Origin of the sequence: Streptomyces sp. NBC_00316, from assembly GCF_036158715.1 — a bacterium.
Classification (GTDB): domain Bacteria; phylum Actinomycetota; class Actinomycetes; order Streptomycetales; family Streptomycetaceae; genus Streptomyces.
The window spans coordinates 2,730,634-2,752,391 of the sequence record NZ_CP108023.1 but is presented as its reverse complement, the minus strand read 5'-3'; the positions used below and the strand labels follow the sequence as shown (position 1 = coordinate 2,752,391).

At 67.2% G+C, this 21,758-nt stretch carries 17 protein-coding genes; 10 read left to right on the top strand and 7 right to left on the bottom strand.

Going from position 1 to position 21,758, the window contains the following annotated elements; genetic code table 11:
* Positions 1 to 270: 270 nt before the first annotated feature.
* Genes OG878_RS12090 through OG878_RS12080 form a run of 3 tightly spaced genes read left to right on the top strand, consistent with a single transcriptional unit; the run spans position 271 to position 4,642 of the window.
* Positions 271 to 1,173: a universal stress protein gene (locus tag OG878_RS12090; protein WP_328886801.1), complete on the top strand. Its 903-nt coding sequence runs from the start codon at positions 271 to 273 to the stop codon at positions 1,171 to 1,173.
* Positions 1,170 to 2,030: a universal stress protein gene (locus OG878_RS12085; protein WP_443049095.1), complete on the top strand. Its 861-nt coding sequence runs from the start codon at positions 1,170 to 1,172 to the stop codon at positions 2,028 to 2,030. Before OG878_RS12090 ends, OG878_RS12085 begins: the two co-directional genes overlap by 4 nt.
* Entirely contained in the window at positions 2,027 to 4,642 is a 2,616-nt protein-coding gene (locus tag OG878_RS12080; RefSeq protein ID WP_328886799.1) for a cation-translocating P-type ATPase, read from the top strand. Before OG878_RS12085 ends, OG878_RS12080 begins: the two co-directional genes overlap by 4 nt.
* 146 nt (positions 4,643 to 4,788) lie before the next feature.
* Here the strand turns inward: OG878_RS12080 and OG878_RS12075 are convergent, their stop codons facing one another.
* From OG878_RS12075 to OG878_RS12055, 5 genes are all read right to left on the bottom strand, one after another.
* The gene (locus tag OG878_RS12075; protein ID WP_328886798.1) at positions 4,789 to 6,225 is read right to left on the bottom strand and encodes a multicopper oxidase family protein; all 1,437 of its coding nucleotides are present in this window, start codon (positions 6,223 to 6,225) and stop codon (positions 4,789 to 4,791) included.
* A gap of 902 nt (positions 6,226 to 7,127) precedes the next feature.
* Positions 7,128 to 7,751, bottom strand: a complete 624-nt coding sequence (locus OG878_RS12070; RefSeq protein WP_328886797.1) for a CBS domain-containing protein — start codon at positions 7,749 to 7,751, stop codon at positions 7,128 to 7,130.
* Between the two features lie 156 nt (positions 7,752 to 7,907).
* The gene (locus tag OG878_RS12065) at positions 7,908 to 9,254 is read right to left on the bottom strand and encodes a nicotinate phosphoribosyltransferase (RefSeq protein ID WP_328886796.1); all 1,347 of its coding nucleotides are present in this window, start codon (positions 9,252 to 9,254) and stop codon (positions 7,908 to 7,910) included.
* A 258-nt stretch (positions 9,255 to 9,512) separates the two neighbouring features.
* On the bottom strand, positions 9,513 to 10,328 hold the full coding sequence (gene ppk2 / locus OG878_RS12060; RefSeq protein ID WP_328886795.1) for a polyphosphate kinase 2: 816 nt from the start codon (positions 10,326 to 10,328) through the stop codon (positions 9,513 to 9,515).
* Between the two features lie 190 nt (positions 10,329 to 10,518).
* The gene (locus OG878_RS12055; RefSeq protein ID WP_328886794.1) at positions 10,519 to 11,022 is read right to left on the bottom strand and encodes a hydrogenase maturation protease; all 504 of its coding nucleotides are present in this window, start codon (positions 11,020 to 11,022) and stop codon (positions 10,519 to 10,521) included.
* Positions 11,023 to 11,198: 176 nt separating this feature from the next.
* Between OG878_RS12055 and OG878_RS12050 the strand changes: the two genes are divergently transcribed.
* From OG878_RS12050 to OG878_RS12025, 6 genes are all read left to right on the top strand, one after another.
* Positions 11,199 to 12,359 carry a 4Fe-4S dicluster domain-containing protein gene (locus OG878_RS12050; RefSeq protein WP_328886793.1) on the top strand — a complete coding sequence of 387 codons (1,161 nt, stop codon included), beginning with the start codon at positions 11,199 to 11,201 and terminating at the stop codon, positions 12,357 to 12,359.
* Positions 12,356 to 12,814 (top strand): Crp/Fnr family transcriptional regulator, encoded by a 459-nt coding sequence (locus OG878_RS12045; protein ID WP_328886792.1) that lies wholly within the window; start codon positions 12,356 to 12,358, stop codon positions 12,812 to 12,814. The genes OG878_RS12050 and OG878_RS12045 overlap by 4 nt, the downstream gene beginning before the upstream one ends.
* Positions 12,814 to 13,650 (top strand): FAD/NAD(P)-binding protein, encoded by an 837-nt coding sequence (locus OG878_RS12040; RefSeq protein WP_328886791.1) that lies wholly within the window; start codon positions 12,814 to 12,816, stop codon positions 13,648 to 13,650. Before OG878_RS12045 ends, OG878_RS12040 begins: the two co-directional genes overlap by 1 nt.
* A 1-nt stretch (position 13,651) precedes the next feature.
* Positions 13,652 to 14,434 carry an oxidoreductase gene (locus OG878_RS12035; protein WP_328886790.1) on the top strand — a complete coding sequence of 261 codons (783 nt, stop codon included), beginning with the start codon at positions 13,652 to 13,654 and terminating at the stop codon, positions 14,432 to 14,434.
* Positions 14,431 to 15,798, top strand: coding sequence for a Ni/Fe hydrogenase subunit alpha (locus OG878_RS12030; RefSeq protein WP_328886789.1), 1,368 nt, complete (start codon positions 14,431 to 14,433; stop codon positions 15,796 to 15,798). Before OG878_RS12035 ends, OG878_RS12030 begins: the two co-directional genes overlap by 4 nt.
* Positions 15,799 to 16,531: 733 nt before the next feature.
* Positions 16,532 to 16,747 carry an SHOCT domain-containing protein gene (locus OG878_RS12025; RefSeq protein WP_328886788.1) on the top strand — a complete coding sequence of 72 codons (216 nt, stop codon included), beginning with the start codon at positions 16,532 to 16,534 and terminating at the stop codon, positions 16,745 to 16,747.
* A gap of 153 nt (positions 16,748 to 16,900) precedes the next feature.
* Here OG878_RS12025 and OG878_RS12020 read toward each other — a convergent pair whose 3' ends face one another.
* Entirely contained in the window at positions 16,901 to 17,818 is a 918-nt protein-coding gene (locus tag OG878_RS12020) for a pyridoxamine 5'-phosphate oxidase family protein (RefSeq protein ID WP_328886787.1), read from the bottom strand.
* A gap of 208 nt (positions 17,819 to 18,026) precedes the next feature.
* On the opposite strand from OG878_RS12020, the gene OG878_RS12015 reads away from it, so the two are divergent.
* Positions 18,027 to 18,701, top strand: coding sequence for a CBS domain-containing protein (locus OG878_RS12015; protein WP_328886786.1), 675 nt, complete (start codon positions 18,027 to 18,029; stop codon positions 18,699 to 18,701).
* 849 nt (positions 18,702 to 19,550) lie between these two features.
* Here the strand turns inward: OG878_RS12015 and OG878_RS12010 are convergent.
* Positions 19,551 to 20,954, bottom strand: a complete 1,404-nt coding sequence (locus OG878_RS12010; protein WP_328886785.1) for a PP2C family protein-serine/threonine phosphatase — start codon at positions 20,952 to 20,954, stop codon at positions 19,551 to 19,553.
* Positions 20,955 to 21,758: the final 804 nt, after the last annotated feature.

The window sequence follows — 21,758 nt, the reverse complement described above, 5'->3', positions numbered from 1 at the left end:
AGGCACCTCCTGCCGTCTCGCCGACCCGCACGGACGTAATGCCGGAGGTCGTCCAGAAACCACGATCCGGCGGGCCGTACCGAAGCGAGGAGGGCCGAATGGGTCTCAGCCGGGACCGGTCGGACCCGGCTCGGGTGTTCGGGCAGGGCAAGATTCCCTCGAGAGGGACCATTGGGGCCCCGGGCGGGCCTGAGCGGCCCTCTACACGCGGGCCTCGCGGTGCCAGCGTAAGAGCTGCCCCCTTTTGCTGGCTCTCGGTGAGGAGGAACCATGGAAGGCACCACTGGCAGCCTGAATCTGGGTGCCGTCATCGTCGGCGTTGATGGCTCCAAGCCGGCCCGCCGGGCAGCGTTGTGGGCGGCGGCCGAGGCTGCACGCCGTGACAGTCCACTGCACATCGTCCACGCGGCCGACACGGACCGCCGGGCACTCTACCTTTCAGTGGAGAGCATCGAGCACGTACGCAACGCGGGGCACGAGCTGCTGCAGGACACTGCTGCGGCGATCAGGGACCAGTATCCCGGCGTGCACATCACCACAGAACTCAGCCGCAGTTCCGCCGTCCCCAGCCTGCACCGAACCGCTGGCCTTCGCGGAACTGTCGTGGTGGGGAACCGGGGTCTCGGCGGTTTCGAATCCCTCATGCTCGGATCCGTCGGTCTGAAGGTTGCTGCCGGTGCCACGACGCCCGTGATCGTGGTCAGGGGCGTTGAGACGGGTGGCCAGACCGGAGTGGTGCTCGCCGCGGTCCGTGACGAGCACGACGGCGAATGCGCCCGGTACGCGGCGCGCGAAGCCGAGCTCCGCCAGGCATCGCTGCGGCTGTTGCACGTGTGGAACGTACTCGAGTCCGCCGGACTAGCCGTGACCATGCTCGACAACGTCGAAGGAATCGCGGGCGAACAGGTTCACCACCTGACCGCTGTGGCGGACGTCATCCGCGATGAATTCCCGGCTCTGACCGTGCAGGCGGATGCTGAGGGAAGCCTCACCGTGGCCGGAGTGTTGGTCGAGGCGTCCCACCACGCGGATCTGCTGGTGATGGGCGGGCGGCGCTCACCCGGTTACATCGGACGCACCCTCGGGCGGACGACGCACAGTCTCCTGCACCACGCGTACTGTCCGGTGCAGCTTATTCCACGGCACGGTCCCGGACACGGGAGTGAGTCGTGATGGGCGCAGCTGAACGCCGCGAGCTCGTCGTCGGCATCGATCCGGCCAAGGACTGGCACCTGCCGTTGGCCTGGGCGGCGGACGAGGCCCATCGACGCGGGCTGGAGCTTCGGCTCGTCGTGGCCGTACCTCCACAACGCGACACGCAGCATGTCGATGACGGTCCGCGCAGAATGTCCATGATCCAGGCCGGTGCCGACGCGCTCCAAGAGGGGGCCGACTGGGTCCGGGCACGCCATCCGCAACTGCAGCCGGTCACTGACCTGCTCGACGGTCTTCCGGCTCCCGTGATCGGTGAGCTGTCCGCGCGGGCCCGGATGGTCGTTCTTGGATCCCGGCATCTGAGCCGCGCGGCGGAGTACTTCGGTGCAGGCTCCCTTGTTGTCCCCGTCACGGCCCGGGCCAACTGTCCCGTGGTGGTCGTGGGCGATGCGGAACACGTCACTCAACAGCCGACCTACCTGGTCGTGGGAATCGACGGCAGCGAATCATCGAAGGTGGCGCTGGGGCTGGCATTCGAGGAGGCCGACCTCCGGGGAGCATCGCTCCGAGCCGTTTCGGTGTGGCAGCCGCCCGTATTCATGCTCCACGACGAAAAGGCCGCGGTGCAGGCCCAGCGACGCATGCTCTCCGAGACCACGGCGGGCTGGTCACTGCAGTACCCGGACGTGCACCTGACTCATGAGGTGCCGACCGGACATCCGGTGGAGGAGCTGGCCGGTGCGTCCGAGCACGCCCTGGCTGTCGTCGTGGGCCGCCGTGGCCGGGGCGGCTACACGGGCATGCGGCTCGGCTCCGTAGTCCACGGACTGTTGCACCGGGCACACTGCCCGGTGATCACAGTTCCCCTCGTGTGAAGCTTCATCGTGACGACCACCCCGGACGCGGACGAGTGCAAGTAGAGGAGGCCGGCGGGCTGACCGGGCCGGAGGCCGAGCGCCGTCTGGCTGCGCACGGCCGCAACGAGGTGGCGGCCGTGCGCAGCGCACTTTTGTACAGTCGAGTTATTGCGCAGCTCTGCGATCCGCTGATCATGGTGTTGCTCGGTGCGGCACTGCTGACGATTGTGATCGGTGACCACGCGGATGCGGTGGTCATCGGTCTGGTGATCGTCTTCAACACGACGGTGGGGGTCGCGCAGGAGATCCGCGCCGACCACGCCGTGGCAGCTCTGTCGGCGATGTCGGCACCGAGCGCTCGTGTCCTGCGGGACGGCTCAGCACGGGAGGTTGCCGCAGCACTTGTAGTGCCTGGCGACGTACTGCTGCTCGGCGAGGGCGACATCGTCGCTGCCGACGCCAAGCTTATCGAGGCATCCGCCCTTCTCATCGACGAATCCATGCTCACCGGCGAGTCCGTGCCTGTCGACAAGGATTCCGGCGCGCCACTGGGCGCCGGGACTGTCGTGGTACGCGGACGGGGCGTCGCGACGGTCACAGCCACCGGCGCCGAAAGTGCGCTCGGTCGTATCGCCGCACTCCTCGACGGTGCACACGAGCCGACGCCCCTGCAGCGCCGTCTCGCCTCCCTGGGACGCATCCTGGCTGCCGTCACTCTCGGACTCTGCCTGGTGGTCTTCGTCCTCGGGCTTGCACGCGGCCTGCCGGCGGGCACCATGGCCGTGACGGCGATCAGCCTGGCCGTCGCGGCGGTACCCGAGTCTCTGCCGGCCGTCGTGACCCTCGCGCTGGCGCTGGGTGCCCGGCGTATGGCGGCCCGGCACGCCCTCGTCCGCAGGCTCCCGGCCGTGGAAACGCTCGGTTCCGTGACGGTGCTGGCCACCGACAAGACCGGAACCCTCACTGAAGGCCGCATGGTGGTTCAGCACGTATGGACGCCGCGGATCGCAGCGGATTTCTTTGGAGTGGGCTATGAACCGTACGGGGACGTCCAGGTCGATGGAAAGCAGCCGACTCCTGCTGAACTGGGGCCCGTACGGGACCTGTTGACGGCGGCGTCGTTGTGCAATGACGCCGCCCTGCGACCACCGCAGGATCATGCCGCCCATGAGAACCGGTGGACTGCGGTCGGTGACCCCATGGAAGCCGCTCTCTTGGCGGCAGCGGCCAAAGCAGGTTGTGCGGATCAAACGGAAATCAGGCGGCAGTACCCGAGGACATGGGAAGCGCCGTTCGACAGCCTCCGCAAGCGCATGACCACAGTGCACCGAATGCCTTCAGGGGTTCTGCTGGTGTGCTTGAAAGGCGCGCCTGAAGTGGTGCTCGACGTCTCCGTGCTCGCCGACCGCAAAGACGTACTGATGGGCGCGCGACAGCAGGCGTCGATTCTTGCTTCCCGCGGCTTCCGAGTGCTCGCCGTTGCGTCCAACGAGCGGCGGAACGAACCGAGCAACGCTGCCACAGCTGAGACAGGCCTGCGGCTGCTGGGCCTCGTTGCCATCAGCGATCCCCCGAAACCAGCGGCGGCCGCTACGCTCGCCGCCTGCCGTGCAGCGGGGATCACACCAGTCCTTATTACGGGAGATCACCCCGCCACAGCACGCGCGGTGGCCGCTCGTGTGGGACTCATCGACGGAGTCTGCGGTGACGAATCGGTGCTCAGTGGCCCTGATCTGGCATCAGGGCGCACAGACGACCTCACCACAGCACGGGTATTCGCCCGGACGAACCCGCAGCAGAAACTGGACATCGTCGATGCCTGGCGTTCCCGAGGGGCGGTCACGGCTATGACCGGCGACGGTGTCAACGACGGCCCGGCCCTGCGCCGGGCCGACATCGGTGTGGCCATGGGCAAGCGGGGAACGGAGGTCGCACGACAGGCGGCTGACCTCGTCCTCACCGACGATGATCTGTCGACCGTGGTCGCGGCCGTCGAGGAGGGCCGGCGGGTGTACGACAACATCCGGCGCTTCTTGATCTATGGCCTGGCCGGCGGTACCGCGGAGATCCTCGTCATGCTGGTCGGTCCCCTTGTCGGACTCCCGCTGCCCCTCCGGGCCGGCCAGATCCTGTGGATCAATTTGCTGACCCATGGTCTGACTGGCGTGGCCATGGGCGCAGAGCCGGCGTCCCCGGATGCCATGCACAGGCCACCGCGGCCACCCGGTCAGCACATCCTCGGCGCCGGTGCTTGGCAGCGTCTCCTCGTGCTGGCCACGGTCGTTACCGCGGTCTGTCTGGCGGCGGGGGTTGTTGCACGTGCCTGGGACCTTCCATGGCAGAGCGTCCTGTTCCTGTCGCTGCTCGGCGCGCAACTCGGCGTCGTCATGGGGCTGCGGACGCGTCTACTGACCCGGCAGAACCCCTTCCTCCCGCTGGCCGTGCTCGCATCTGCCCTGCTGGCGCTGGCGGCCCTGTATGCTCCGCCGCTGCGGTCGGTTCTGGAGACCGAGCCGCTCGGTTGGTCCGGGGCCGCTCTTGCGACGGCCGCCCTTATGAGTGGCTACCTGGCTGCTCGGTTCACACGACATGCATTCCGGGAAAGGAAGGCCGCGGAGGCGAAGTCATGAGACTGGTGCGAGTCTTCGCCCACCGCCAACCGCCGCACGATCTTCAACCGGCCGGTCACCTGGCGGTAGGTGCCGACTCGGTACGAGGGGTGAATGAATCGTCACGTCATAGAGCGATGGCAGCGTAAAAGCAGGTGTTCTGGCGTTCAGCGAGGGCCGACACGGTAGGGCCGCATCATCTCGTTGTCCTCGTGTTCCAGCATGTGGCAGTGCCACACATACTGTCCCACCCGGTCGAAGGTGGCTTTGACCCGGGTGATGGCGTGCGGATAGGCGATCACCGTGTCCTTGAAACCGCTCTCCCCGGGCTCTGGAGGTCTTGTACTGTGCCCGGCGGTCTGCCGGTCGACGACCTGGAACTGAACCTCGTGGATGTGGATCGGGTGGGCGTCTTTGGTGGAGTTGTGTATCTCCCAGATCTCGGTCGCCCCGAGTGCCGGGTTCTCCGTGATGGGATCACTCCATCCCATGGGGGTCCGGTTTCCGTGCCGGTCCACGGTGCCGAGCATCACCATGCGGGGGCCCACCCCCCGCAGGACTGCGGAGTTCTGCTCCTGCAAGGAGACCTGCCGTGTGTGGCTCGCTGGACCCAGTGGTTCGAACGGCGGAAGGGTGAGCTGGGCGGGGGGTATGGTCCTGTCCGGTGCAGCGAGCGGTCGTGCCACGGTGAATTTCATGACCTGTCCGGTGGTCCCGGGAGCCGCCGGCTGGAAGTCTGTGCCCGCTTTCCCGCCCTTGAACGGCTCGTCGGGGCCTTCGTTGATGAGGTACAGATTGGTGCCGACCGGCATCGAGGTGAAGTCGACGATGACGTCTGCGCGTTCGGCGGGGGCGGTGAGCAGTTGGTCGCGCTGCACAGGTGCGGGCAGAAAACCTCCCTCCGAACCGATCTGCCAGAAGGGGAGCACCGGAGCTGCGGGACGAGGGGCCATCGGGTCGGTGACGATCTTCAGGATCAGGAAGCGTGCGTTGCAGCCGTTGAGAAACCGCAGGCGGTAGCGGCGCGGCTCGACTGAGAGAGTGGGCCAGGTACGGCCGTTGGCCACCATCGTGTTGCCGAAGAACTCCGGGTTCCAGATGGGGGAGATGTCGCTGCCGGGGATGTAGGGACCGGTGAAGTGGTCGAAGGATGCGCGGCTCGTCGGGTAGAACAGGCTGCCGTCAGTGGAGAACGACCGGTCCTGGATGGCGACCGGGATCTCGTAGTAGTGCCTTCCCGGGGGGTCACCGAATTTCGGTGCCGGCCCCGGAAGTACACCGCTCGGAAGGTCGGCGGGTCCGCCACGCAGGAGGTAGAAGCCCGCCAGCCCCGCGTAGACGTTCAGCCGAGTGATCCCCAGGGCATGGTCATGGAACCAGGAGGTGGCGGCACGCTCCTGGTTGGCGTACTGGAATACGGCGGTTCCTGGCTCCCAGGCTGCATGGAACCGGTCCTCGAATATCATCTTGAACTGTTCATAGAAGGAGCCCACCCGTGCATATCCGTCGGGGATGTCGGATGCACGGGGTAGATACCACGCCTCGGGGTAGCCGTCGCTCTCCTGCGTGTTGTGCCCCCCGTGCAGGTGGGTCACGATCGGCACGGGCCCGGTATAGGGGCCGGGTGTCGAAGTGAAGGTCGGTCGGGCATCACGCCATGAAATACCGCCTTCAGGGTTGGCCCAGTGCAGTGTGGGGTCTACCGGCAGCAGGTGCGGCAGATGGTTGCCGTGGCGGTCGAGCAGCTGGTTCACCCACGTGACCTGTATGGCCCGGCCGAAGGTCGCCTCGACGGTGCATGACGGGTAGGCGAAGCTTCCCGGATGTCGGGTCGACCCGTACCCCCACACCGTCGTGGCAGGCATACCGGCCGGCAGAATGTGCTGCCGAAACTGCCGAACACCGATCGTGTAGTGATCGACGTGTCCTGCCTCGTCCCTCGCGGCCCAGGGCATGACTGACGGGACGGCGAGCTCGGTGACGTACTTGTCGATTGTCGTCGGGTCCAGGACGCGACTGGCGAACCCAGGCCAGCCCGGCGTGGAGGCAGTCCCGGCCGGGAGGAAGAGGCAGGTTCCGCCGCCTAGGCCGGCCTTGATGAATTGACGCCTTGTGGCCATCTGAGTCCTCCTGGACACGGCCCCCCATCGGCTGTAGTCCCAGAAACCGTTCCAGTGTTTCGGACACAACGAAGAAGAGCCACTCGGAACGTCGCGGGCCGAGGTCTGCGTGCAAGTGCAGCGTTTCAGGTCGCCCGGATCTCCACTCCGTGGTGTTCACGGTGCATCGCCTACGACTGTGGCGACAGTCGGCTTGATAAAGGAGACCGGTACGGCCCGGCCACGTTTCAGCGGCAGCGCAGTCACGACACTGCCCCCCGCAGCGTGGAGGTCGAGTGTCCACTCCGCCGGAGGAACTTCACTCAGTCGATACCCCTGCTGAGTCGCGACCACCCGCACGGCGGAGCCGGACCGGCTGCTGCAGGACGCAGCGCCTGGAGGGAGCTTCAGACAAGCTCCATGCGCACGTCCACGACGCCTTCGACCGCGCGAATGGCCCGAGCGAGAAGCGGCACAAGAGAACGGTTCTGGAGAGACCCTCGCAGGGTGACCACACCATCCAGCACCGAGAAGTCCAGCTCGACCGGGGGAACGAGCTCCGCGACAACGGCGGAGCGGATCTCCTCGTCGATCTCCTCGTCCGGGCGCAGGAACACCTTCAGTAGGTCGCTGCGGCTCACGACACCCTCCAGCATGCCGAGGCTGTTCACGACGGGCAGACGCTTCACCCGCTTGCGCGCCATGATGCGAGCGGCCTCGGCGAGCGTGGCATCGGGGTGGACGGTGACTGCCGGACTCGACATCAGCTCCTCGGCCAGCACCGCATCGGCTTTCGACGCCTCCTCGAGTTGGTCGGGCAGCTTCGGCTCATCCTGCCGGAATTCCTCCTTCGGCAGCAGGTCTGCCTCGGAGACAACCCCGACGACACGGCCCTCGCCTTCAAGGACCGGAACTGCGCTGACCTTCCACTGGTGCATCAGCTCCACGATCTCCTTGTACGAGGCCTCGCGGCCGATGGCCACGGCCGTGTGGGTCATGACGTCGCTGACGATGTACCGGGATGCAGTCATGGGGTGCTCCTCGGGCGGGGCTGTTGCGGCGGCGCGACGGCGTTCATCACGGACAACTGCCGCGGCCGTGAGGGGCGTAAAAGCCAGAGAGACGGATCCGAGAGACCTGCAATCGGTTGGCGAGAACAACGGCTTGTGCGCGGCGGCGAGATCGAATCAAATGACTTCGCCCGCGTCCGTTATCAGATTCTTCTGGATATATCCTCGGACATGTGCCGCGAGTGAGCTGAGGAGCCCTGAGAGTTCCGCCTTCGGCGCGACAGGTGCCCATATGCTGCGAGCCCCGGGCGGCAGCGTCGCGAGGTCGGCCCTGAACCTTTGCCGAGCTGTTTCCAGCTCTGTGCGTTCCGAGACGCGTCGGCCTTCCCGCATGACCGGCTCCAGCAGCGGGACGCCGTCCGGAGGCGCCGGTTCGTCGATGAGAGCTATGAGATCCGCGTGTCCCGGCCTTCGGAACACCTGCTTGCGCCCTGGCGCTGTCACCTTGGCCGAAGAAAGCTTCATTACCGGCCGACCGTCGTACTCGACCAACTTGTACGCGGAATCCAGGTACGGGGCATCCGCGGAGACGCCAATCCGGGTCCCGACGGCGTACGTATCAATCGGCGCTCCGGAGCGGACCAGACTGTCCACGGCGAACTCGTCGAGACCACCGCTCGCCACGATGCGTGTTTCCTGTAGACCGGCAGCATCAAGGATCGTCCGAGCCTGTATGGCCAGGGCTCCGAGGTCACCGCTGTCCAGCCGGATGGCACACCCCGGCCCGAGCCTCAGATCGCGCAGCACGCGCGCCGCCGTCGCCACGCCCGTCACGGTGTCGTAGGTGTCCACCAGGAGTGTCACAGGGCCTGGATGGGACCGGGTGAAGGCCCGGAACGCGTCCTCCTCAAGACCGAATGCCTCGATGTACGAGTGGGCCATTGTGCCGACTGCGGACAGGCCCTCGGCGTGAGCCGCCGCAACATTGCTGGTTCCGGCAAAGCCGACCATGGCACCCAGCCGAGCGGCCCGGTGTCCGGCTTCAATGCCATGAGTGCGCCGCAGGGAGAAGTCCACCACCCGGTGTCCGTCGGCGGCCAGGACGCACCGGGCGCATTTGGAGGCGATGGCGGTCTGGTGGTTGAGCTGGTTAAGCACGTAGGTTTCAACCAGCTGGGCCTGCGGAAGGGGCGCAGTGATTTCCAGCAGGGGTTCGCCGGCCAGCACGATGCGCCCTTCGGGCACTGCCCGGACCTCACCAGTGAATTCCAGGCCGAGCAGCGGTGCCAGATCCTCGGGCCGTCGTCCCATCACAGAGGCGAAGACATCCACGTCATCCGCGTCCACACGATAGGCGGAGAGGAAGTCGAGGACTGATTCCAGCCCGGCACAGACAAGAAAGCCCCGGTCCGGAGGCAGGTTGCGCACGAACAGACTGAACGTCGCCGAACCGGTCATGCCCTCGCTCAGATACGACTGGGCCATCGTGACCTCGTAGAGGTCGGTGCTCGTGGCATTCGACATCGACGGCACCTTCCCGCCCTGTACGGTTCACGCGCCCGGCTGCCTGTTTCCTCCCTCTCCACTATCAGCCTCCGACGCCCCGTGGGCCAGCCCAGTGCCAGGCGGCGCCCAGCGAGCCTCCTGCCGCTGCTGCTGTAGTGAAGGGCACGTCATGGGTGCGGCCCAGGCGGATCACGTCCGTCCACTTCGGTCTCAAGCTCGGCCGAGTCGTACATGCCTGGTCCACCACCGTCCTGACCGTGCGGGGCACCTTCCCGCTCACTGTCCTAGTTCTGAGGCGTGGTCGGGGACGTAGGTCTGTAGGTCCCTCGGCGGCCGTTGGTATCCGGTGGCCGGCGGCCGCCGAGGGATTTCGATCACCGGTGGAGTGACTGTCTCGTACGGCACGGATGACAGAAGATGGGCGATCATGTTCAGCCTGGCCCGGCGCTTGTCGTCGCTCTCGACCACATACCAGGGAGCCTCCGAGATGTCCGTATGGACGAACATCTCGTCCTTTGCGCGGGAGTAGGCCTCCCAGCGAGTGATCGATTCCAGGTCCATCTGTGAGAGCTTCCATCGACGGGTGGGATCCTGCAGTCGGCGTCGAAATCGTTCCTCCTGCACGGCGTCGCTCACCGAGAACCAGTACTTGCGCAGCAGAATGCCGTCCTCCACCAGCATCCGCTCGAAGATCGGGCACTGGCGGAGGAACCGCTGGTGTTCCTCCATGGTGCAGAAGCCCATGACGCGCTCGACGCCTGCGCGGTTGTACCAGCTCCGGTCGAGGAGGACCACTTCCCCTGCAGCTGGAAGATGCTCTGCGTACCGCTGGAAGTACCACTGGCTGCGCTCGCGCTCGGTGGGCCGCGGCAGCGCGACGATGCGTGCTACCCGGGGATTGAGGTGTTCAGTGACGCGCTTGATCGTGCTGCCCTTGCCGGCCGCGTCTCGTCCCTCGAACACCACGACGAGCCGTGCGCCTTCGGCCCGTACCCACTCCTGGAGCTTCACGAGCTCGGTCTGGAGTCGGTACAGCTCCGGCTCGTACAGCGAGCGCCGCAGCTTTCCGGGCCTGCCTTTCTCGTCTGCCATGGGATGACGTTAGGGAGGGGACCACGCTCGAAGTCAAGCGTCAGCGCCGAACGGGCTTCGCGGCGCGGACCGTTACGGCGTCCGCGTATGACTCGGGCGGCAGACAGGTGCGCCGGGGGGAAAAGCGCTCTGACGTAGAAGAGGGCGGTGCCGCAAGGGAACATACACGTCGGAAGCAGCCAGTTCGCGCCTATCGGCTGCGGACAGAACCCACGTGCAGCGCGATTTCTTCCGCGATCCGTTCGGTGAGCGGCTCCACGACGGCTGCGACGGGTGCTGACAAGCCGGTGCCCAGGGTGCTGTTGGCTCCCTCGACGGCGTAGACGACCAGTTGTCCGGGCAGGCGATCCAGTTCGCGGGCGAGTTCGACGGCGTCGCCGAGCCCGAGCCCGTGGGAACTCGTCGCACTGTCTGTCTGCGTCAGCTGCCCACCATCCAGTTCCAGGCGGTGCAGCCGACCGGGGTGGCCGGGGTGTGCGTGTGCGGCGTCCACCACGATGGCGAGGCCGACGTCTTCCCACAGGGTGATCAGGCGGGCGGGGTCGCCGTCGCACGCCAGAAGGGTGGTCGCACCCGGCAGTGGCCGTTCCGCGGCTCGTTCCGCCAGGCGGGCCACGACGGCCCATCCCACACCGTCGTCGTGGCGGAAGTCGTTCCCGATGCCGATGACGGCGATCCGCGTAGAGAGGTTCACGCGCTTGCCCCTTCCCGTCGGACAGGCTCGCCAGTTGTACCGGGTTCGCGCGGGGGCCGTACGGGGTGACGGACACAGCCACCTGGACCACGCATGGGCCGGTCGGCCCATGCCGGGCAGCAGCTCCGTGCGCATACTGGCTGGAAGGCATCATCGGCGGCGGCGGAAGGTTGGCGATGGCGGACGGCGGCGGGACGGCGGCGGTGATCGGCAAGGACGGCCTGGACGCGCTGATCACGGTCCTGGCCGGGCGTGGCCGTACGGTCGTAGGACCGACCGTCCGCGACGGGGCGATCGTCCTGTCCGAGATCTCCGGCGGTGCGGAACTCCCCTACGGCTGGGGAGTCGAGTTGGAGGCAGGCGTCTACCGGCTGCGTGCCCGCGAGGACGGCGCCGTGTTCGCGCACAGCGCGGGTCCTCAGTCCTGGAAGACGTTTCTGCATCCGCCGCGGGAGCGGCAGTGGTCTGCCGATCGCGGTGCCGACGGCGAGCTGATGGTGACCGAGGACCGGACATCACCGTCGTCGTACGCGTTCCTCGGTGTGCGCCCCTGCGACCTGCGGGCCATCGCGATTCAGGACCGGGTGCTGACCGGCGGGAAGTACAACGACCCGGCGTACCGTGGGCGTCGTGAGCGGGCCTTCTTGGTGGCGGCGGAGTGTACCGAGCCGGGTGCCACCTGCTTCTGCGTGTCCATGGGCACCGGGCCGGCCGTGGGGCCCGGCTACGACCTGGCGCTGACCGAGGTGCTCGATTCCGACGGCCACCGCTTCCTGGTGCGGATCGGGAGCGAGGAGGGAGAGTCGGTCCTGGCCGAGGTGCCCCACGGTCCCGCCGACGCCGCGACTCGGACCGCGGCGAGTGAGCGTGTCGCCGACGCGGCGGATCGCATGGGCCGCAGCATGCCGTTGGTGGACCTGCAGATGCTGATGCGCGAGACGCTCACGGCCGAGCGCTGGGACGACGTCGCGGCCCGCTGTTTGACCTGTGGAAACTGCACCATGGTCTGCCCGACCTGCTTCTGCACCACCACCGAGGACGTCACGGACCTCACCGGTGAACACGCCGAGCGATGGCGGCGCTGGGAGTCCTGCTTCGACCTGGATTTCTCCCACCTGCAGGCGGGTCCGGTCCGTAACTCCTCGCGCAGTCGCTACCGGCAGTGGGCCACCCACAAACTCGGCACCTGGTACGACCAGTTCGACAGCTCCGGGTGCGTCGGCTGCGGGCGCTGCATCGTGTGGTGCCCGGTCGGTATCGACATCACCGAGGAGGCCAATGCGCTGAACCTGGAACGGGACGCCGCCGGGCAGGAGCCGAGGGAGAGCCCGAAATGACCGTTGTTCGCCACGGGTTTCTCGGGGCCCTGTCGCCCGGCCACCGCGAGCGGCTGGTCTCGTTCGCCCACGACGTCTCCTTCCCTGGTGGCACCCGCATTTTCGACGAGGGCGGTGTCGCCGACCGGTTCTGGATCATCCGTTCCGGGCTCGTTGCGCTCGACGTTCACGTTCCGGCCCGGCGCGAGGCAGTCCTGGAGACCCTTGGCGAAGGCGATCTGCTGGGCTGGTCCTGGCTGTTCGAGCCGTACCGCTGGCACCTGGGCGCGCTGGCCCGCAGCGCCGTGTCGGCGTCAGAGTTCGACGCGGAGCGGGTCCGAGCCGCGTGCGAGAAGGATCCGTGGTTCGGCCTGGCGTTGACCAACTGCGTTGCGCAGGTGATCGCACGGCGGCTGAAGTCCACCCGAATCCGCCTGCTCGACCTGTACGGGCCCCCCGACGCCGGTGAGTCGTGATGACGGCTTCCGCAACATTGACTGCTCGGTCGGGAACCGTCCCTATTCCGTACCGGGTGGTGGAACGCGAGGCCGAGACACCCGACACCGCCACAATCGTCCTGGAACCGGTCCGCTGGGCCCTGCAGCCATTCGCCCCTGGGCAGTTCGCGATGGTGTACGCCTTCGGCGTCGGCGACATCCCGTTGTCGGTCTCCGGGATCGACGGGCACCGGCTGACGCACACCGTCCGTACGGTCGGAGCGGTATCCGGAGCGCTGCACAGGCTGCGGCGTGGCGACACGGTCGGAGTGCGCGGTCCGTTCGGCACCGGCTGGGAACTACCCGCCGCAGTTGGGAACGACCTGCTCGTCGTGGCCGGAGGTATCGGTCTGGCGCCGCTGCGCCCGCTCGTCCGCGACGCGCTCGCCACCCCCGAGCGCTACGGACGGCTGAACGTTCTCATCGGAGCGCGCACGCCCCACGAGCTGCTCTACGCCGAGGACGTTCGCGGCTGGCGGTCGGCTGCCCGGGTCTTGACCACCGTGGACCGCGCGGACCCGCTGTGGCAGGGGGAGGTCGGCGTCGTCACGACCCTGCTCGACCGGGCTGCCTTCGGTCCCGGGGCGTCGGCGGCGTTCATCTGCGGCCCCGAGCCGATGATGCGCGCCACCGCCGGTGAACTGGTGCACCGCGGCGTCGATCCGGAGCTGATTCGGGTCTCGCTGGAACGCAATGTGCACTGTGCCACTGGTCACTGCGGACACTGCCAGCTCGGCCCCATCCTGCTCTGCCGCGACGGCCCCGTCGTCAGCTGGAGCAAGGCCCAACACCTGCTCATGGTCAGGGAGTTGTGACATGACCGCGAGCGATCGGCCGAAACTCGCCGTCTGGAAGTTCGCCTCCTGCGACGGATGCCAACTCACTTTGCTGGACTGCGAGGATGAGCTCCTCGGCATCGCCGAAAGGGTGGAGATCTCACACTTCCTGGAAGCTTCCAGCGCCGACGCGCCGGGCCCGTACGACCTGTCGCTGATCGAGGGATCGGTGACCACCCAGCAGGACGTCGACCGGGCACAGCACATCCGGACCGTCTCCAAGCGGTTGGTGACCATCGGGGCGTGCGCGACCGCAGGTGGCGTCCAGGCGCTGCGCAACTACGCGGACGTCGCAGACTTCCAGGCTGCCGTCTACGCCAGACCGGACTACATCGAGACGCTCGCCACCTCCACACCCATCAGCGCCCATGTCCCGGTGGACTTCGAACTGCGCGGCTGCCCCATCGACCGAGGCCAACTGGTGGAAGTCATCACGGCCTACCTGGCCGAACGCAAGCCCTACGTACCCGCGCACAGCGTCTGCTTCGAGTGCAAGCAGCGCGGCACGGTCTGCGTGACGGTGGCCCACGGCACACCCTGCCTGGGTCCGGTCACCCACGCCGGATGCGGTGCGATCTGTCCCGCGTACGGGCGCGGCTGTTACGGCTGCTTCGGCCCGTCCAACTCGACCAACTTCCCCTCGTTCATTCCCCTCCTGCGCCGCGATGGCATGGACACTCTCGACGTGGTGCGGGTGCTGCGAACCTTCAATACCGCCGCCCCTGAGTTCGACGCGGCATCCCGGAAGGAACTGGAGGAGTGACCCACCGCGGCTCAAGGGTGTTGAAAGTCGGATCGCTCGCCCGCGTCGAGGGTGAGGGCGCACTGCATCTGCGCATGGACGGCGGCGAGGTCGCAGAGGCCCGGCTGGCGATCTACGAACCGCCACGGTTCTTCGAGGCGTTCCTGCGCGGACGCTCCTACGCCGAGCCGCCCGACATCACCTCCCGGGTGTGCGGGATCTGCCCGGTCGCGTACCAGATGAGCGCCTGCCGAGCGATCGAGGACGCCTGCGGCGTCGTCGTGGACGGGCAGTTGGCGGCGCTGCGCCGACTGCTCTACTGCGGTGAATGGATCGCGAGCCAGACGCTGCACATCTACCTTCTCCACGCGCCCGACTTCTTCGGCTGCGACAGCGCCATCGACCTCGCGCGCACCCGGCGCGCCGACATTGAACGCGGCCTTCGGCTCAAGCAGGCCGGCAACGCGATCCTAGAACTGCTGGGGGGTCGGGCGATCCACCCGGTCAATGTCCGCCTCGGTGGCTTCCACCGCATCCCGACCACAACCGAACTCCGCCCGCTGGCCGCTCGGTTGCGCCGGGCCCGGGACGACGCGGCCCAAACCGTCCGTTGGGTGGCCGGCTTCGAGTTCCCTGACGGTGGTTGCGACAACGACCTGTTCGCTCTGTCCGAGCCCGGCACCTACGCCATCGAGTCCGGCACCCCGACCGTCATGCCCGCGCCGCCCATCGCTGGCCTTCACCCCGAATCCGACCGCGCGCTGCCCACCCGTACCTTTGGGGTCCACGATTTCGGCGCCCGCGTCACCGAGAGCCAGGTACCCCACTCCACCGCCCTCCACTCCATGCTGGACGGCCGCCGCCATCTCACCGGTTCACTCGCCCGGTACGCCATCAGCGGCCGCTGGCTGTCCCCGATCGCCCTCGAGGCCGCCCACGACGCCGGACTCGGCGACCCCCGGCAGGGCACCGTCTGTCGGAACCCCTTCCGGAGCATCATCGTCCGAGCGGTTGAGGTGCTCTACGCGGTCGACGAGGCACTGCGGATCATCGGAGCCTACGAACCTCCACCGCGCCCCTACGTCCACGTGCCCTCACGAGCCGGTACCGGGCATGGAGCGACTGAGGCGCCGCGCGGTCTCTTGTACCACCGATACACCCTTGACTCCGAAGGGACCGTAACCGACGCCAGCCTTGTCCCGCCGACCGCACAGAACCTGGGTGCGATCGAGGAGGACCTCCGCCGAATCGTGCAGGAACGACTGGGAGACGGCGCTGCCACCGACGCGGAGCTGACCGCCCTGTGCGAACGGGCGGTCCGCAATCATGATCCGTGCATCTCGTGCTCGGCCCACTTCCTCAATCTCACCGTCGAGCGGACCTGAATGCCGAACGAGAGAGGTATGTGAATCGGCGCGCCAGGTCACTGGCCCAGCGTGGGTGGCCGCGTCGACGTAGCTTGTTGCGGCCGTATGCAACAGCCGTACCTGCAACTCGGTGGAGGTCAGCCGCGTCCGCGAACTGCGCAGACCGCAGAAGAATGCCGCACAGCACGCATCGGGGCCGCGTACGGTGCATCCTGAACGCGTCGGACACCGGGCGGAAGCGCCACGGCCGAGGTTGTGCAGGGGCGGGCGGCCGCGGCGTGCTCGGCGGCGGCCCTGTGGCCCAACGTGCCTTGACGTCGGTGGGGGACCAGGGTCTTTGATGCCGCCTCCAGGGCACCTCCCGCTCAGCAGGAGCCCGCTGCCCCCTGCCTTTCGGTGCGGGTGGTCCGGGCCCGGCGGGGTCCGAAGAAGAACCAGCCCAGCGCACCGTTCAGCGCGGCGGCACAGAGACATCGGCGGCACCCGTGGCAGCGTCCTCCCTGAGTGACCGCTTCCCTCCAGCCTCGCCAATGCACCTGCTACCTGGGAAGGGGTGACCGTCCAGCAACCGGGGACCATCCGGCCCTACACCGGCGGTCAGGGCCGAGGGACCGTGGCAGTGATGGCGACAGAGAACGTCGCAGGACAGTGGGCTCCGCGCCTGCGGCCCCCGAAAACAACCGGGAAGTGAAACACGATGTTCTGGTACGGCCATGACGGCGGCTGGGGCTGGTTCGCAATGTCAGTGAGCATGGTCCTGTTTTGGGTGGTGATCGTCGGCATCGGCGTGCTCATCTTCCGGGCCCTGGGCCGCACCCCCGAACACCCCCACACCCACATCCAGGCCGGGTCCTCGCCCGAGCAGCTGCTTGCCGAGCGGTTCGCCCGTGGAGAGATCGACGAGGAGGAGTATCAGCGGCGCCTGACGACCCTGCGCGCCTCCCCGCCTTCCACGAGGCGGGAATGATCCCTGCGGATGCCCTTGCCGACCAATCGCATCAAGGACGCCGGACCGCCACAAGGAAGGAGCCGCCATGACCATCTCCGGACTTGTCTTGCGGTGACGGTCAGATCTTTATGGTCCTGGAATGCGCGCGGGGCGAGCCGCAGTCCAAGGCCCTCATTGATCGGCAGGACTGATGCGACGGCCCGTGAGGCGCGTGGGCCGGATCGACACCCACATCTCGCGTTGGCCCCCCGCCCAAGGCTTGGAACGGGCGCGAACGGCCAGCCGTCGCACCGCTTCGGGCTCCGTAACAACCCGCGCAGGGCCGACTACGAGAACGCTCCAGCCCTGGCTCATGGCTTCATCCACATGGTCGATCTCGAATGCGACATCCGTTCCCACAGCAGCTGCGGGCACCGAGGCAGGCGCGGTCCGGAAAACGATCGCGTCATCGATGACGTCGTAGTTCACCGGGATGACGGCTGGGCCATCGGGTGTCGACACCGCGACGCGCCCCACGCCATGCGTGTCGAGAAGGGCCCGGCATTCGTCGGGGTCGAGGTCGCGCAGCCGGGGATGTACGAGCGCGCGACCTTGGCCTGGCGGCAGGTCGATACCGCCTCCGCGCAGGGCCTCGACGCTGGTGCCCAGTGCGCCGGCCAGCGTGATGAGACTCGCCACGGTCGGGTCGGCCGGCCGTTCTTCGAGATACGCCAGGTAGGCCGGCGCCATCCCGGCGAGGCGGGCTGCTTCTGCGCGGGTGAGCCCCTGGCGCTTGCGTTCGAAGGCCACGCGCCGACCGATGTCGCCAGGGTTGGGGACCCTGCCAAGCGGGGCCCTGGCGGACTCGGCACCCGCCTCATCCGTGCCCGGTGGGCAAAGCTCGTGGTTTCTCTCGGGTCCGTGTTCAACGTGATGGACATGCGCGTCGGGCCCGGGGAAAACGAGAGTCACCGCGTCCGTATCCGACCAGCGCACGTCATATGGAGGGGTTCCGTCCTCGTGGTGGAGTCCGACAATTTCACCGTCGCGCCTGGTAGCGCCGGTGGCTGGGCTTTCGACCACAAGTTGATCGCCGAGGTGAGCTCGCATGATCGCCGCCGTTTCCTCACTATGGTGCTGTATCCAACGTGCCACGCGCGGCGTGCCGCCGCACGGGGTGAAACCCTGATTCCGCTCGGGCCAACGGGCCGGTCTCGGGCCTCCCGGCCACCAAACGGACCTGGGCGGCTCACCTGTGGGCGATTGGTTCCTGACGCGCTGCACACCTGCGCGTCACACCCCCGAAGGGAGAAGCATCATGCGCCACCGAACGGTCGCAGAGCTCATGACCCGAGACGTCGTCCGAGCACGGCGTGACATGCCCTTCAAAGAGATCGTCAAGCTGTTGGCGGAGCATGATGTCACCGCCGTACCTGTGGTGGATGAACGGGACCGCCCCATGGGGGTGGTGTCCGAGGCCGACCTCCTGCGCAAGTCCGCGGACCAGACCGATCCCTCCGGCCGGGCCCCGATTCCGCATCTGGAGGCGTGGGAGCGGGCCAAGGCCGAGGGGGCCAGGGCAGAGGAGCTGATGTCGGCTCCCGCAGTGTGCGCGCGTCCGGAATGGACCGTAGTTGAAGCCGCCCGCCTCATGGCAGTCCAGAACGTCAAGCGGCTGCCCGTCGTTGACGAGACGGACAGGCTCCAGGGCATCGTCAGCCGCAGTGACCTGCTGCGGATCTTCCTACGCCGTGACGACGCCATTCGCGAGGAGATCAACCGGGATCTGCTGCAGCAGACGTTGGGCCTCGTTCCCTCAGAGGTGACGGTCGAGGTACGCGAGGGGCAGGTCACCCTCGGTGGATCCGTCGAGTTCAAGAGCCTGATCCCCATCATCGAGCGGCTGTGCCGGAGCGTTGACGGCGTGGTCTCGGTCTCTGAGGACATCGCGTACCGCACCGACGACGCCCGGAGTTCCCCCTCCGAGATGTGAGACATTCAGGCGGGACCGGGGCCACCGACGGTACGACAGCCCTTCGTGCAAGCGGCAAAACGCAGTCCTGTGTAGTCCGCACACACCTTGTCGGCTGGGTTCGCGCCACCTCAGCCGGTGATCTTGATGAGGTGTGGCCTGGCCCCTTTGCGACTCTCGGGACGCGCACGCACGGAGGACTCCGTCGGCCGACTTCGCGCTGATGTGTTCGGGATCGGAGTCCGGTGGCGGATTCGTGCGGGTCGGACCGCCTGAGGTCGCGGGCGTGCCACCACGCCCGTGCGTTGCTGCTCCTTGATCTCGCTGTGAACGTCGAGACCCGCTCGCGCAGTGTCCGCTCGAGGAACATTCGCCGGGCGGACACAGGCAGGTTCCCAGTGAACACAACCGAGCGGGAGGTGCCCTTATCCGGCGCAAGCCGGGTGAGTATGACGCCATGACGGATCGGGATCGGTTGGGGCGGACGGCGGTGCACTGTGCGGCTGCCGACGGGGGCGCGGACGGCCTGAGGGTGTTGGCTGGGGGCGCCGCTCCGGAGGTAGCCGACGCCGCGGGCTGGACGCCGTTGCGTTTTGCTGCGCAAGCCTAAACGCCATTGGCTATCGAGGCCCTCCTGGCCGTGCGTGCGACTGTCGATGCCGCAGATGTGCGACTCCTCGGCGCATCGAGCGAATTCTCACACCGTAGGGTGAATGCTGCCCGCCGGTGTCCTCAACTGCCCTCTTGGCTTGGCGGGTTGCCGATCACTTGTGTGGCTGTCCAGCGAAGCAAGGATCATATCGATCAAGAAGTTGCCACCGTTCGGCGAAGGTGCTGTGAGTGATGGCGATGATGCAAGCCGGCTGCCCGTCAGATCGGCAGTGACGGGTCTCCTGGACCGCGCTCTTCACGAGCGTTCGGTGCACGGTGTTCCTCCCGCGTCCGCCTGGGGCTTGGCGGGGTGCGTAGGGCGAGGATGGCCATGTCGTCGTGGCCGTCGCTGGGGTGGTCGTCGGCCACTGCTTGTACGAAGTCGTGCAGGGGCATGGTGGCGTGGGCGGCAGCGATGACTGCGAGGCGTTCCATCCTCTCTCCAACTGGGTACTCACGGTGTTCGACGAGCCCGTCGGTGAAGAACATCACCATGGCACCAGGGGGCAGGCGGTAGGTGTGGTCGTGGCGTGCGTGGGCGATGTCGACGCCGAGGGGCAAGTCAGGGTCGGCATCAAGGTAGCGAGCCCGGCAGTCCGGAGTGATCAGTAGTGGTGGGGGGTGGCCTGCAGTGCTCCAGCGCAGTGTCCAACCGGTCGGTTGTCCGGGTTCGATGCGTGCAAGGCACGCGGTGGTGACGGGGCTGTCGGTGATGGCTTGGAGGGTGCGGTCGAGCCGGCTGAGGACGGCGCTGGGCGGGGTGTGTCGGTTGTAGAGGAGAGCGCGCAGCATGTTGCGGGTCTGTGCCATGGCGGCAGCGGCCTGGAGGTCGTGGCCGACGACGTCGCCGATGACCACGGCGCAGGCTTGGTCAGGGACCAATAGGGTGTCGTACCAGTCTCCACCGACTTGGCCGGGGGTGCTGGCAGGAATGTAGACAGCGGCAGCTTCGAACGGCTCCAGGTGCTCGGGGAGCTGCGGTAGCAGGAGCCGCTGGAACCGCTCGGCGTCGAACCTGGTCTGCTCGTACAGGCGGGCGTCGTCGATGGCCACGGCCGCGGCGCCGGCCAGCGCGACGATCAAGACTTCATCGTGGGCATCGAAGGGCCGACCGTCCAGCCGCTCGGAGACATACAAATCACCATAGATCTTCCCGCGGATGCTGATCGGTGCGCCCAACAGGGTGCGCAGAGCCGGATGACCGGGTGGGTAGCCTGCCGAGTCAGGGTGGCTGGCGATGTCCTCGACACGCAGTGGTTGAGGGTGGGCGATCAGATGCCCGAGCAGGCCGCGCCCGCGGGGAAGCTCCACACCGGCCAAGTCTGCCCGTTCCTGCTCGGACAGACCCACGGGGACGAACAGTTCAAGGTTTTCGCCCTGCTCATCAAGCACGCCCAGAGCGCCGTAGCGAGCGCCGACCAGTTCCATCGCTGTGGACACGATCAGACCCAGTACTACGGGCAGTTCCACGTCTCGGCTGAGGACGGCTTCGTACAGGTCATGCAATCGGTCCTGGGTCCGGGCCAATGATCTGAGCTGCTCGGCAATTCGCTCCAACTCGGTGCCCAGACGGAGGCGCAGCCTGGGGTCAGGCTGCTGAGGGTCATCGATTTTCCCTGTCATCACGGCCGCCTGGTGGTTCGATTTGGGTTCGGTGGCTCAGCCCATCTGCAGTCGGTTCCGGTCGGGATCAGACGGACTTGAAGGTGAGCCGGCAGGCGCTCGCCGCACGACGCCCCGGATAGGTCGAAGGTCTTGTGCCGCTGCTTAACGAGGCGTTGGCGGCCTCTTGTCCAAGCAACCCGAGTTCCGGCGACGCCGGTGGCTGTACCGTTCCGGCATCGCTGGGCCACCGTCGGGCCGAGACCGTGTGATCCGCGTGGCAGGCACGACGGATCGACTCATCACCCACTCACGCGAGCGGTACATCTCGGGCTCCTGACACGACCGTGATCGAACAAGATCACAGCGTGACACGATCAAACAGCTCAACCCGGTCATTACTCCGAAGGCGGCACGCCCCAGCTGGCGCAGCCCGGGCAGACCGGGCCGCGTTCGCGGGAACGTCGCTGCGTATTCCGGTTGGCACCATCGCTGGGAAGGTTGTGCAACGGCAGCCGTGCGCCGGCCGACGGCGGGCCTGCGCGCAGGTTTGCAGCAGACCGATCAACCCTGTCGGCGGGGAGCGGCCTCCGAGCCGATGCTTACCGGGATCGGTGCCATCGACGTGCTCACCGCTCCAACGCGGGCAGAACGCGCGGCACGGCCACCAACCTCGACCCCACGGACGGCGAGAACATCTCCCCTGAGGGGGTCGACTCGCTTTTGTGCGAGAGCGAGTTCTGAGAAATGATCCGATTGTGGCGACGCCCCGGTGACCCGATTTTGATCTTGCTCCAGGAATGGATCGTTTGTGACAGGGACCGC

Bases quoted from the DNA above. Each gene is read 5' to 3' on its own strand.
- OG878_RS12090 (WP_328886801.1), top strand. From the start codon at position 271: ATGGAAGGCACCACTGGCAGCCTGAATCTGGGTGCCGTCATCGTCGGC.
- OG878_RS12035 (WP_328886790.1), top strand. From the start codon at position 13,652: ATGACCGCGAGCGATCGGCCGAAACTCGCCGTCTGGAAGTTCGCCTCC.
- OG878_RS12020 (WP_328886787.1), bottom strand. From the start codon at position 17,818: ATGCGAGCTCACCTCGGCGATCAACTTGTGGTCGAAAGCCCAGCCACC.
- OG878_RS12065 (WP_328886796.1), bottom strand. From the start codon at position 9,254: ATGTCGAATGCCACGAGCACCGACCTCTACGAGGTCACGATGGCCCAG.
- OG878_RS12040 (WP_328886791.1), top strand. From the start codon at position 12,814: ATGACGGCTTCCGCAACATTGACTGCTCGGTCGGGAACCGTCCCTATT.
- OG878_RS12050 (WP_328886793.1), top strand. From the start codon at position 11,199: ATGGCGGACGGCGGCGGGACGGCGGCGGTGATCGGCAAGGACGGCCTG.
- ppk2 (WP_328886795.1), bottom strand. From the start codon at position 10,328: ATGGCAGACGAGAAAGGCAGGCCCGGAAAGCTGCGGCGCTCGCTGTAC.
- OG878_RS12045 (WP_328886792.1), top strand. From the start codon at position 12,356: ATGACCGTTGTTCGCCACGGGTTTCTCGGGGCCCTGTCGCCCGGCCAC.
- OG878_RS12025 (WP_328886788.1), top strand. From the start codon at position 16,532: ATGGTCCTGTTTTGGGTGGTGATCGTCGGCATCGGCGTGCTCATCTTC.
- OG878_RS12070 (WP_328886797.1), bottom strand. From the start codon at position 7,751: ATGACTGCATCCCGGTACATCGTCAGCGACGTCATGACCCACACGGCC.
- OG878_RS12010 (WP_328886785.1), bottom strand. From the start codon at position 20,954: ATGACAGGGAAAATCGATGACCCTCAGCAGCCTGACCCCAGGCTGCGC.
- OG878_RS12015 (WP_328886786.1), top strand. From the start codon at position 18,027: ATGCGCCACCGAACGGTCGCAGAGCTCATGACCCGAGACGTCGTCCGA.